The organism is Arthrobacter sp. 1088 (genome assembly GCF_031455315.1).
In the GTDB taxonomy this organism is placed as follows: Bacteria; Actinomycetota; Actinomycetes; order Actinomycetales; family Micrococcaceae; genus Arthrobacter.
The window spans coordinates 245,771-258,251 of sequence record NZ_JAVDSM010000004.1 but is presented as its reverse complement, the minus strand read 5'-3'; the positions used below and the strand labels follow the sequence as shown (position 1 = coordinate 258,251).

The window sequence follows — 12,481 nt, the reverse complement described above, 5'->3', positions numbered from 1 at the left end:
TCACCTGCCACCACGTCACGGCCCCGGAAGTTACCGGCAAGTAGTAAGTTACTGATGAGTAACATACCGCAGCTTCACGGTTTACCGCAACGCTGGAGTCACCTCTCCCGATTCCAAATCATCTGATCGCACGGGACACTTCTGTAACGTCGCTAGTGCAACGCCGCACACAAGTTTGGGGGAAGTGCAGATGATCAATCCACGGAGCGAAGCCATTTTGGTCCGCAATCGTAGCCGGAACGGCTTTGATGACAAGACCGCGGAACTGGTGGAGTACCGCGCCGCGGGCGCGTTCACGTATGTAACCTTCAGTTCCGGGAAGACATACAAATACTCGGCGGACAACGTCATTATTCTTCGAAATCCCGCACCCATATTCCTCAGCCCCCACGACACCGTCATCGTGCGTGGCAAGGTTCTCGAAGCTGTCACAGAGGTCCTCCGTTTCGATTCCCCTCAGGGGCCATGGTGGCGCGTTTTTCATATGGACGGCCCAGGGCCCTGCTTTCAAGCTTGTGGTGACAGTGAGATAGCAATCTCCCGGCCATCCGAGGAAGAAATACAAGCCCAGGTCGTGCTTGATTATTGGCGGGATGTTGCATCGAAGCTGAGCGCAGACGATCCGCTGCGCGGGCAGTACGAGAACTTCAGGAGCGTCCCCAAAGGAAGCGCGCTGGATGTGCTGCTCCAGCGCCAGCCCCTGGTTTCCCCGGAATTGGTTCAACAGCACCCGATACTGCCTTTCTCGTCAAACATCAGCCAACGAGAGGCTCTCCTGAGAGGACTCGGCCATCGAATATCGGTGATCGACGGCCCACCCGGTACGGGAAAGACCCAAACGATACTGAACCTTGTGGCCAACATCGTGACAGTTCCGGGGCAGACGGTTGGAATCGTCTCCTTCAACAACGCCGCCGTGGAAAATGTCCGGGACAAACTCGTCGAGGAAGGCTACGGATACCTCGTGGCGGACCTCGGCCGGAAAGAGAAAAGTACCGAATTCTTCGCCAAGCAGGAATCCAGGAACGCCAGGGTCGATCGATTGGTCGGCAGGCCATCCGGCGAGGCGCCGCCGTCAGAGTATGTGGCCGAACTCGACAGTCAATTGCAGACCCTGCAAGGGACCGCAAGACAGCTGGCCATATTGAAGCAGGAGCTGGACGCGTACCAACTCGAGAGGCGTCATTTCCTTCTGCAGGCAGACGCCCGTGAGGTGCCCGCCCTGGAAGGCGTCCCGCTACTGCGTGGCCCATCCGGTCGGATCCTGGAATTCCTGGCCGAGACCGCAATCACGCCCGTCGGATCGGGGCCACTCCGTAAACTTTTCCAGCGTCTTGGACTTCGCCTCCGATATGGACCACTCGGACGAATCGATCCCCACGACACCGATGTCGTGGTGCGGCTTCAGCGAGCCTATTACGACAGCAAGATACGGGAGCTTGAACAGCGTATCGATCAAGCGGAGCGGCTGCTGGCAAACAAGGACTACGGGCGTCTTGAGGAAGACCACCGGCGGGCTTCCAGACAGACCCTGGAAGCATCTCTCCACCGCCGCTACAGCCGAACCCGCAGGCGGATCCATTCAGAGGCCACCTACAAGTCAAACTTTGCAGGCTTCACCGCTGACTATCCGGTAATTCTGAGCACGTGCCACTCCCTGCGACGAAATGTTCCCACCGGCCAGCTCCTCGATTATCTGATCATTGACGAGGCCTCCCAGGTCGATCTGCTCGCCGCTGGACTGGCACTCTCCCGCGCCCGGAACGTCATCGTGGTCGGGGACCTTCAGCAACTTCAGCACATCGCCGATGAGAAGGCTTCAAGGAACTCCACGCGAGCCCCGTCCACCAGCGTGGACTACAGGAAGCACAACATTCTGTCCTCAATCATCGAGCAGTTCGGCGATGACCTTCCCCGCACTATGCTTCGGGAGCATTACCGCTGCGATCCGGCGATCATCGACTTTTGCAACAGGAAGTTCTACGGCGGGAGGCTGGTCCCGTACACCTCCAGCGGGCCGGGCGGTCAGCCGTTGGTGGTAGTCCGGACGGTGGAGGGGAACCACATGCGCCAGCACAGCAGCGGGGGTCGGACCAACCAGCGTGAGGCGGACGTCATTGCCAAGGAGGTCCTCAGGCGATACTGCTCAGGTATCAGCAATGACCAGATTGGCGTGGTGACCCCGTATCGACGGCAAGTGGACAAAGTGGCTAAAGCCCTGCTCAGTAGCATCCACGCCGACACAGTCCACAAGTTCCAAGGACGGCAGAAGGACGTGATCATCATGAGCACAGTCCTGGACGAGACAAGCAGCGGACACCAAGGCGTCAGCTTCGTCGATGACCCGCACCTCGTCAATGTCGCCGTCTCCCGGGCAGTGAAGCGGTTCGTACTTGTAACGAACAATGAGATGCTGCCAAAAAGCCGGCACCTTCGAGACCTCGTGCAGTTTATTCGCTACCGAAATCCGGAGGATGGTGTTTTCGACAGCAGCGTCCTGTCCGTCTTCGACCTCCTGTACCGAGAGTATTCAGCGTTGCTACGACCCTTGGCCGGCCGACTCCGAAACGGCTCCACATTCGCTTCGGAGAACATTATCTGGACTCTCTTGTCGGAGGTCCTCGAGGAAGAGGACTTCTCCGACTTAGCTGTGGCCCCACAGGTCCTGCTGAAGAATTTGCTTCGCGATCCTGCGATGCTCACATCCCAACAGGCTTCTTTTGTCCAGAACCGGGCAAGCCTGGACTTCGTGGTCTATAACCGCGTCACCAACCTGCCGGTCCTGGCCATTGAAGTTGACGGTTTCGCATTCCACGAAGACAATCCCGCTCAACACCTCCGCGATGAACTCAAAGATGCCATCTGCCATGCGCATGGGATTCGTCTCCTGCGTTTGCCTACGACGGGAAGCGGGGAGGAAGCCCGCATTCGCTCGGAATTGTCAGCGGCAGTGGGTTGAACAGCCGAAGCGCAAAAGAGCCGTGGCTGACGTATGAAACGCCAGCCACGGCTCCCGTGTATAGGTAGGGCTACTCGGACTTGAACCGAGGACCTTAGGATTATGAGTCCCGCGCTCTAACCAGCTGAGCTATAGCCCCGTGACGCCCCAAGCCGCTAAAAAGCAACAGTTGGGGCAAATGCACTCTAGCAATACTAATAGCTACTTAAGAGTGCTTTTGTCACACCACCATGTCCTCGTAGGAAGCACCGCGGTAGAGGTCCTCGAATGTCTGAAGGGTGCCGTTGATGCTGTGCGGCTCCACCATCTCGCGGCTGACCTTCCCCATGGCCTTAAGTTGGTCTTCAGGCAGCTCCACCAGCTTGGTGATCTTCGCTGCGAGTTCCGTGCTGTCGTTGGGCGTGAACAAGTACCCGTTTTCGCCGTCGCGGACCAGGTGCGGGAGTGCCATGGCATTTGCCAACAGCACAGGCGTGGAGGCGGACATGGCTTCCAGCGTCACCAACGACTGAAGTTCCGCAGTGCCGGGCATGCAGAAAATATCGGCCTTGATGTAGGCCTCGCGCAGCTCTTCATCGCTTGCCAGTCCAAGGAACTTCACCCGATCCCCCAAGCCAAGCCTGGCCACCTGTGCTTCCAAGGCCGGGCGGACTTCGCCGCCGCCCACGACCTCCAGGTGGACGTTGAGTTCGCGCGGGGTCTTCGCAACGGCGTCGATCAGCACATTGACGTGCTTCTCTTCCGCAAGCCGTCCGGCGAAAAGGACAGTGGGGTTGGCATGGGGCTCGATCGTCTCGCCAGGCTGAAGCTCGTACGCTGCGGAATCAATGCCGTTGGACAGGGGCAGGACTTTACGGAGGAACGCGTGCTGGTGCATGGCTTTGGCGGCAAGGGGTGTGGGTGTCGTGACGACGTCCGCCTGGCCCATCACCTTGCCCATGTCCTTCCAGGAGATGCGCCCCACGATGTCCTTGAACCACTGCGGGAACGGAAGGAACGGGTTCAGGTTTTCAGGCATGAAGTGGTTGGTGGCAATAATCCTGATGCCACGCTTCACGGCCTCGTAGAGTACGTGTTCGCCAATCATGTAGTGGCTTTGGATGTGCACCACGTCCGGCTGGACTTTGTCGAACAGGAGACTGATTTCCTTCTTGATTTCCCAAGGAAAGCAGATGCGGAAGTACTCGTGGGTGAACACCCCATGGGAGCGGAGACGGTGGACGGTTGCCTCGTCACGGAACTCGGTGTAGCTCTTGCCCGTGTCCGGACGGCAAGCCAACACGTGCACGTTGTGTCCGCGCGCCGTCATTCCCTTGGCCAGGCGGAAGCCGAACTGCGCAGCACCGTTTACGTGCGGCGGGTAGGTGTCCGCCGCGATCAGGATGGTAAGGGGTTTGTTGGTGTCGGGAATGGTCACGTGGAGAACTCCTGATGGTCACGGTGCGGAACAGCCTTGAACGGGTCAATGCTGCGGTGTCGCCGGGTTGCCGGACCGCTGCGAAGCGGTGGCGCAAGGATCAAACTTTGCCTAGGCCTTCCGGCTTGCAGCCGCCTTCGCGTCCTTCTTACGCTTGGTGACTTCCGGATGGTGCCGGCTCAAGGCAATAACCCCCACGATAGCAAGGGAAGCTGCGGCGGCCATGCTGATTGCCATCACGGCATGAACATCGGGACGAAGCTCACCAAGGATAACGATGCCGATGGCGATGCCCACCATGGGGTCCACCACGGTCAGTCCGGCAATAACCAGATCCGGAGGGCCACCTGAATACGCGCTCTGGACGAACCAGGAACCAAGGCCGCCGGCGGCGGCGATGGCAATGAGGGTGTACCACTGCACATTGAGCAGGAACAGGCCATTGGGGTCCAGGAGGTGCTTGCCGATGATCCGGGTCAGGACGGCCACGAAGCCAAACAGTACACCCGCTCCCAGGATGTATATGAAGGCGCTCATGCGGTGTTTGAACAGCACTGCAAGAGTGCCGAAAAGGCCCACGGCCAGGGCCAGGAGCAGCACGATTGTCAGTTCGTCTTCAGCGTTAACATGGTGGTTTTCCTGCGTGACGTTAACTGCCAGGAGTACGAACAATGCCGATCCGGTGACGCAGGCGGTAATGGCAACCACGGTGGCGCGGTTGATACTCAGGCCCTGGTCCTTGGCATTGACCACGGTGGTAATGACCAGTGCGATCGCGCCAATGGGCTGCACCACCGTCAGGGGTGCCGATACAAGGGCGATCGCATTCATCACCATGCCAAGGCACAACAGCAAGAGCCCAAGCATCCATCGTGGGTTGCGCAGAAGCCGCAGGAACCCGTTGGAACTCAGTGCCAGCCCACCGGTATCAGCCTTTACCGCGCTTCCCTGGCGTTGTGCACCAATGGCAAGGAAAAAGGCGCCAAGTACGGCAAGGAAAACCGCCAGCCACACCATCAGCCGTGTCCGCCGTCGTTGGCCCGCAGTTCTTTGCCTTTGCGCAGGATGGCCCAGTAGTAGTTGTACGCCGCAATCCAGTGGCCCAGCAGGCCGAGGCCGAGGAAGACCCAAGCCGCGGCGAAGTAGGCATCAGTGTAGGGAATCGGCAATTTGGAAAGTACCAGCAACGGAGTGCCCACCAGCAGCAGCCCGGTGCGGATCTTGCCGATGATGCTGACGGGAAGGTCTGGATGGCTGCGGAAGTAAATCAGCGAGGCAATGGCAAGAATGGCGTCAGGCACCACCAGCGCGGCCAGATACCACCACTGCACGACGCCGGCGATCGCCAAAGTGACGGCAACGGCTATGAGCGCGGCCCGGTCCGCCAAGGGGTCCAGGATCCTGCCCAACTTGGAGGTTTGGTCATAGCGACGGGCGATGTAGCCATCCACCCAATCCGTGCTGCCCATGATGACCAGGACGAGCACAGCGAAGCCATATTCCTTCTGCCACAGGACCAACCACACAAAGAGCGGGACGCCCATGAAGCGCAGTACGGTGAGCACATTGGGAACGGTAAAGACGAGGTCGTGGTCCACCTGGGGACGGTCCGGATGCGAACCAGCACCGATGAACCTCATGGTGTCCCCCTTTCCTCTCCTCCAGTGTGTGCGGTACCGCGTCAGGCTGCTACTTCTTCAGCAGCTTCCGCAGGGCAACCACGAAGACTGCAGCAGCGGCGGCGAAAGCCACGAGGTCCTTCCACCGGGACGCAAGGCGCCCGGCGAGGTCCTCGGGGACGGCCTCCCCAAGGTCAGCGAACTTGGCCGAAGCAAAGTCCTTTCCCTCCTGGAGTTTCACGGTGGCTGCCCCCAGCAAAGCCTGGCTCTGCTTCTTGACGTCCAACTGCTCGCCAAGCTCGTCGCGCACGCCGGTAAGGTGTTCGCGCCGTTTGTTCAGGCGCAGGCGGAGTTCTGCCTCCGTGGGCGCCTTGGCTGCGTCCGCTTCCTTGGCAGCTTCCTTTGCAGCCTTTTCTGCCTTCGCCTTTTCGGCGGCAGCTTCCTTGGCAGCCTTCTCCGCCTTGGCAGCGGGCGAATTGGGATCGAGGATCGATTCGTCGAAGGCCGAGCCCTCCTTCGCAATTCCAAGATCGTGCTTGAGTCCACGGATGGTGTCTTCAGGGATCAGAGGCATGGCCTTCTTGAACTTGGAGACACCGATCAACGCTCCGAGCGCGACGATCACGAGAAAGACCGCTGCAACGATCAACGCCGCAAGCCAGCCCGGCATGATGGTAGCCAAACCGAGAATCGCGGCCACCACCAACGCGATCACCAGGAGCGACATGAAGACAAGGGCTACGCCAAAGAACGCGCCGGCCACCCCAACCTGGGTGGCCTTTCGCTTGAGTTCGACCTTGGCAAGGGCGATCTCATCGTTGAGTTGCCTGGGAGCCAAACGGGCAACGAGCTTGAGGGTCTTCGGCAAAGTACGGATGGCTGGTCTCGTGCTGGTCCGGCCGGTGTGACGTCCACTCATTGGGTTCCGCCTAACTGCTTCCTCTGGGCATCGTGTCGGGCGAACGCGGCCGGAAAAAGATCGCCGCGGGCACCTGTCCTCAAAACTATCATTCAGGTTCCGGCTCAACTTTCGCCGATGACACCGCGGCGCGCCTGACGCAGCTGCATAAATATGATGTGACGGCCATAGGATAGATGATCGTGACCAATCCAATTGCTCCGGGCGATTCCCTGAGCCGACGCGAAAAGCTTGTCTACATTGTCCTTCTCGGTGCCCTGACCGCTCTGGGGCCCTTCACAGTGGATCTCTACCTTCCTGCGTTCCCTGCGCTGGAGGAGAGTTTTGGCGTATCAGCCACGGCGATCCAACTGACCCTGACCGGCACCACGGTTGGGTTTGGCCTTGGACAGTTGGTGGTTGGTCCCTTCAGCGACAAGTTTGGCCGTCGCCTGCCCTTGATCCTCGCCACTGCCCTGCATATTGGATCGTCATTGGGCGCTGCCTTGGCTACGGACATCGGGTTCCTGTCCCTTTTCCGTGTGCTCATGGGTATCGGCGCCGCGGGCGGCGGCGTTGTCGCCATGGCCATGGTACGGGACCTGTTCCACGGCTATTCGATGGTCCGCATGTTCTCCCGGATGTCCTTGGTCAACGGGCTGGCTCCGATCCTGGCCCCCATCATCGGTTCCCAATTGCTGCTGGTGTTCCCGTGGCCCGGCATCTTCTACTTCCTGGCCTGCTACGGCACGTTGGTGATAGTGGCCGCGATCTTCTTTATTCGCGAAACCCTCCCGGCGGAAAGGCGCGGGAAATCCACAGTCACGGTGCGGCAGCGGTACAAAACCGTGCTGACGGACCGGATATTCGTGGGCATGTTGATGGTTGGCAGCCTCAACTTCGGTGGTTTGTTTGCTTACCTTTCCGCCTCCACCTTTCTGTTCCAGAACGTCTATGAATTCTCTCCCCAGGAATACGGCCTCCTGTTCGGGGTCAATTCACTGGGCATCGTGGCGGGCGTCCAGATCAGTTCGAGGTTGATCCGACGCGTCGCTCCACAGTGGATCGTGGCCGGAGCCACGGTATTCATGCTGCTTATGGCGGCCCTGATTATCGTGCTCGATCTCCTCCACGTGGGTCTGTGGGGCATCCTGATTCCGCTGTGGTTCTACATTTGCGCCACAGGCTTCCTGTTCCCCTGCGTCCAGGTCCTGTCCCTGGCGAACCATGGAGCCCAGGCGGGGACGGCGGCGTCGCTCCTGGGGGCAGCGCAATTCATGATGGCGGGCATCGTTCCCCCCGTTGTCGGCTGGCTCGGTGTCGATTCAGCGGTACCCATGGGCGCGGTCCAGGCTGTTTGCATCACCGGAGCCATTGCCGCACTGTGGCTGGTGGTCCGGCCGCGGACGGTCCCGTCAATTCATTAGGTCCCCTCAATCCACTAATTCGGCATTTCACCTTGACCCGACCAAAGGCAGTGACCATGACCAAGAAACCGCACCGCAACGGTAGGGGCCTTTTCCTCGGGGCCGTGCTTGGCGCCGTCGTCGGGGCGCTGTTGGGCCGTCTGGCCGGGAGTGCACTGTTCGGGGCGATACTTGGCGCCGTCATTGGAGCGGCCCTGCTGTACCGGGTGAACCCGGGCCCCTGGAACAGGGACTAACCGTAACCGGGTCTATCGGCCCGTATAAGCCCTCCCCTTAGGGCGCCTGGCAGGGCAGAATGGTGGCCAGCCGGGGGTTTCCCCTGCTTCGCCGGTGAAGGGGACATCACATGAGTGCGGCTGATGGATACAGGGGCACTGTTTACGGCCTGGCGGCCATACGGCGACTGCCCCTGACCCTGGGACTCGTGCTGTTCCTTTGGGTTGTCGGCGCAGTTACGGGCAGCCTTGTCGCCGGTCCCAATGAGTCACTCCTGGAACAAGTCGGGCTGGGTTTGGCGCTGGATCCGGGACCGGGATGGTCCATCTTCACATCATCTTTCTTTGCCTCATCCTTGCTGGACTATCTGGCATGCACCGTTCTGATCCTGGTGGGCGTGGGTATCGCCGAGCGCACCATGGGGCCATGGCTGGCGCTGGCAGCATTCATCTTTGGTTCCGCTCTGAGCGCCCTGGTGCTGATGGGGCTGGTTGCTTTTGGAACGGACAACAGCGACCAATGGCTGAGTTTCCTCGGTGGCGAGTACGTTGTGGGCGCTTACGGTGGTGCCGCCGCGGCATTGGGATGTTCGACGGCGGCACTGGAGGCGCTGTGGCGTCGTCGCCTCCGGACATGGTTGCTGGCCGCCACGCTCATGTTCGCGTTGTTTGTAGGCGTCGCACAAACACTCCAGGCCCTTGCCGGCGCTGTCATCGGCATTCTGGCCGGTTGGGCCGTCCAAGCCCTCGTGCTGCGGCGGCGTGCGGGCTCCCTTCATTCCTCGAGCCTTCGTGAGACCCGGTTCCTTGTGGGCACTGTGGTGGGTGTGTTCGCCCTGGGTCCCTTGCTGACGCAGCTAACGGGTACGTTGGAGGTCGGCCCGCTTTCTGTGGTTTCCGAGGTGATGCTGCAGGCAAGTCCCAGCGTGGACGAAGTCAACGAAGCATGCGACAACGACAAGAGCTGCGTCACGCTGCAAAGTGTTGTGGGCGTGCAGAGTTTCGGTGCCACCATCCTCACAGTGATCCCGGTGCTGTTGCTCCTTGTCTGTGCCGAGGGGCTGCGCCGTGGTCGCCGACTTGCGTACAGGCTGACTCTGGTCATCCAGCTGTACCTGGCGTTCGTGACGAGCGTGGCAATCCTGCAGTACGTGACGGATCCGGAAGTGACACTCGGCAATGACGACATCGGCTATCTCCTGCTCTACGCCGTGCCCGCTATCCTGGCGCCGCTGATCATCGCGGTCCTGCTGGTGATCAACCGCCACAAATTCCGGGTGGAATCCAGCGACGCCGGATATCGCGTCCTGGGCAGGACAACCCTCATCATGGCTGCTATGGCGGCGGCCTTCTATGTGGTCTTCTGGTTCCTGGAGGGCAACCCCAGCCGCTCATCCCTGTGGGACCTCGCAGGCCAATTGACCCATATCCTGGTCCCCTTCCCCGTTCCGTTCGTCGTTGAACTGCCCCAGGGACTGCTGAGCACAGTTCTTTACGGACTGGGCGGGGACGTCATCTGGCTGTGCATCCTTTTGATGGTCCTGAACAATTTCCAGCGGTTCCGGGCGCTGGCGAAAGACCCTGCTGCGGATCTGGGACACACCCGTGAACTGCTTCATGACGGCGGGGGCACCTTGTCCTGGATGGCCCTGTGGGACAACAACCAGTACTGGTTCACACCGGACAGGAGGGCTGGCCTCGCCTACCAGGTGCACAACGGGGTGGCACTGACGGTGGCGGGTCCGTTCGGAGCCCGCCAACACCACACCGAGGCTGCCACAGGCTTTCTGGCACATTGCGCAGCACTGGGCCTCACACCGTGCTTCTACTCGGCCACGGCGGAGCTTGACGAAGCTCTCCTCCCCCGCGGCTTCCGCAAACTGGAGGTGGCGGAAGAAACCCTGCTGAACGTCCAGGCCATGACGTTCAAAGGCAAGGAATGGCAGAACGTCCGGACCGCGCTGAACAGGGCGGAGAAGCTGTCCATCAAGGACCACTGGTACCACTACGCGGAGATGCCTCCGGGGATCCGGGCACAACTTGCCGAAATCTCGGAAGAGTGGGTGGCGGACAAGGCCCTCCCCGAGATGGGGTTCACGTTGGGCGGACTCGATGAACTGAAGGATCCCGAAGTCATGTGTTGCGTCGCGGTGGACGACGACGGCCTGGTCCATGGGGTCACAAGCTGGCTGCCGGTCTTTACCGACGGCGTGGTGTCGGGTTGGACCTTGGACTTCATGCGCCGCCGAACCACTGGTTTCAAAGGGGTTATGGAATTCCTGATCGCCTCCGCTGTTACGCACTTCAAGGACGACGTTCCGCGCATCTCGCTGTCAGGCTCCCCGCTGGCCAACACGGGGGCAGCGACGGACGACGGTGACCACAGTGCCTTGGACCGGGTCCTGGCAATGCTGGGCAATGCACTGGAGCCCATGTACGGCTTCAAGTCCCTGGCAGCTTTCAAATCGCGGTTCCAGCCCGAGCACCGCACTCTGTACATGTATTACCGGGATCCGCTGGCCCTGCCGTCCATAGGCCTTGCCGTTGGGTCGGCGTATTTGCCGGGGTTGTCCCCCGCACAGAGCGCCGGTTTGCTACGCCAAATGGTTGCCCGGGAACCCGCCGCATGACTGCCGCCGGACGGACGCGGCAGTCATGAAGGGCCTCCTGGAAATCGAGATCAGCGGCCCTGTGGTCATGACGATAGCGGTGATTATCGGCGTCGGGCTTTTCCTGTTGCTGTTCCTCAGGCCGGCTTCTCGCTGGGTCGTCACAGCGGTCGTTGGCATTGTGGTGACAGCAGCGCTGGGTTGGTTGACGGTCTGGATCGTGGAGGATGTCCTGGACGTCTTCCACGTGGGCCTGACACCCCGGGTGTGGTTCTGGGTGATCACAGGCTTCGCTGCACTTGGCCTGGCCGCGGTTAGTTTTCGCCACAGTCCCCGGTGGCGGAAGGCCGTGGCGGCGATATCGATTCCCGTGTTCCTCCTGGTCACTGCGCTGGGCGTCAACATGGAGTTCGGGCTCAACAGGACCCTGGGCTCAGCGCTGGGGATTTCCACTGAGGAAGCCATCCAACTGAGCAAGCCGGACCCGGATGCTCCTGTCCCTTCCGGGCCCCTCTGGCAGAACTGGAAACCACCAGCCAACATGCCAGCAAAAGGCGAAGTGGGAACGCAGGTCATTCCACCCACCGCCTCGGGTTTCAATGCCCGCCCTGCCGGGATCTACCTGCCGCCTGCTGCCCTGACGGAGAACCCACCCCGTTTGCCCTTGTTTGTCCTCATGATGGGCCAGCCGGGCCTGCCTGACCCCCAGTACGTTTCGGCCGCGTTGGACGAATTTGCTGCGAAGAACAATGGCTTGGCGCCCATCGCGATCGTGGCCGACCAGATCGGACCGGATCAGGACGACACTCTATGCCTGGATACGGCCAAGTACGGAAACGTGGAGAAGTACATCAACGTTGACGTGGTGAACTGGGCCAAGGCGAACCTGAACATCCTCCCGGACCGCGATCATTGGACCATCGCCGGATACTCCAACGGCGGGCAGTGCGCCATCTCCTTTGCGCTCAAATACCCGAAGATGTGGGGCAATGTGGTGGATATCTCCGGCGAGGAGTTTCCCGGCGCGGAGGACCCTGCAGGCAACCTGGCAGAGATCTTTGGCGGCAACCAGGCAACCTATGACGCCCAGAAGCCCATCAACATCATGAAGGGCAAGCAATTTCCAGACACCACTGCCGTTTTCACCGTCGGCTCGGATGATGTGACCTATGTTGCAGCTGCGAAGGCTGTCTCGGCAGCTGCAAAAGCTTCCGGAATGACGGTGACCTATTACGAGGTGCCAAACGGCGGGCATGTAGGCATCGCATTGAACGCCGGCCTGACAAAGGGCTTTGAGGTGCTGTATCCGAGACTCGGCTTGTCCCCATAGGCAGCCC

General features: G+C 60.5%; 9 protein-coding genes and 1 tRNA gene. 5 read left to right on the top strand and 5 right to left on the bottom strand.

Features of this window, described 5'->3' with window-relative positions; translation table 11 throughout:
- Nucleotides 1-190 precede the first annotated feature (190 nt).
- Nucleotides 191-2,959: an AAA domain-containing protein gene (locus tag J2Y41_RS07940; RefSeq protein WP_309927800.1), complete on the top strand. Its 2,769-nt coding sequence runs from the start codon at nt 191-193 to the stop codon at nt 2,957-2,959.
- A gap of 65 nt (nt 2,960-3,024) precedes the next feature.
- Here the strand turns inward: J2Y41_RS07940 and J2Y41_RS07935 are convergent.
- The 5 genes from J2Y41_RS07935 to J2Y41_RS07915 all read right to left on the bottom strand — a co-directional run bounded on the left by J2Y41_RS07935 (nt 3,025) and on the right by J2Y41_RS07915 (nt 6,914).
- Nucleotides 3,025-3,098 (bottom strand) — tRNA-Ile (locus J2Y41_RS07935).
- Between the two features lie 81 nt (nt 3,099-3,179).
- The gene (locus tag J2Y41_RS07930) at nt 3,180-4,376 is read right to left on the bottom strand and encodes a glycosyltransferase (RefSeq protein ID WP_309927799.1); all 1,197 of its coding nucleotides are present in this window, start codon (nt 4,374-4,376) and stop codon (nt 3,180-3,182) included.
- Nucleotides 4,377-4,487: 111 nt separating this feature from the next.
- Nucleotides 4,488-5,393 carry a DMT family transporter gene (locus tag J2Y41_RS07925; protein WP_224092167.1) on the bottom strand — a complete coding sequence of 302 codons (906 nt, stop codon included), beginning with the start codon at nt 5,391-5,393 and terminating at the stop codon, nt 4,488-4,490.
- Nucleotides 5,393-6,016, bottom strand: a complete 624-nt coding sequence (locus tag J2Y41_RS07920) for a CDP-alcohol phosphatidyltransferase family protein (RefSeq protein WP_224166941.1) — start codon at nt 6,014-6,016, stop codon at nt 5,393-5,395. Before J2Y41_RS07920 ends, J2Y41_RS07925 begins: the two co-directional genes overlap by 1 nt.
- Nucleotides 6,017-6,065: 49 nt before the next feature.
- A complete protein-coding gene (locus J2Y41_RS07915; RefSeq protein WP_224092165.1) occupies nt 6,066-6,914 on the bottom strand; it encodes a phage holin family protein in 849 nt (282 codons plus the stop codon).
- Between the two features lie 176 nt (nt 6,915-7,090).
- Between J2Y41_RS07915 and J2Y41_RS07910 the strand changes: the two genes are divergently transcribed.
- The 4 genes from J2Y41_RS07910 to J2Y41_RS07895 all read left to right on the top strand — a co-directional run bounded on the left by J2Y41_RS07910 (nt 7,091) and on the right by J2Y41_RS07895 (nt 12,474).
- On the top strand, nt 7,091-8,320 hold the full coding sequence (locus tag J2Y41_RS07910) for a multidrug effflux MFS transporter (RefSeq protein ID WP_224093918.1): 1,230 nt from the start codon (nt 7,091-7,093) through the stop codon (nt 8,318-8,320).
- Between the two features lie 56 nt (nt 8,321-8,376).
- The gene (locus J2Y41_RS07905) at nt 8,377-8,556 is read left to right on the top strand and encodes a glycine zipper domain-containing protein (RefSeq protein WP_216925346.1); all 180 of its coding nucleotides are present in this window, start codon (nt 8,377-8,379) and stop codon (nt 8,554-8,556) included.
- Nucleotides 8,557-8,666: 110 nt separating this feature from the next.
- Entirely contained in the window at nt 8,667-11,165 is a 2,499-nt protein-coding gene (locus tag J2Y41_RS07900) for a DUF2156 domain-containing protein (protein WP_309927787.1), read from the top strand.
- Nucleotides 11,166-11,190: 25 nt separating this feature from the next.
- Nucleotides 11,191-12,474: an alpha/beta hydrolase-fold protein gene (locus tag J2Y41_RS07895; protein WP_309927785.1), complete on the top strand. Its 1,284-nt coding sequence runs from the start codon at nt 11,191-11,193 to the stop codon at nt 12,472-12,474.
- Nucleotides 12,475-12,481: the final 7 nt, after the last annotated feature.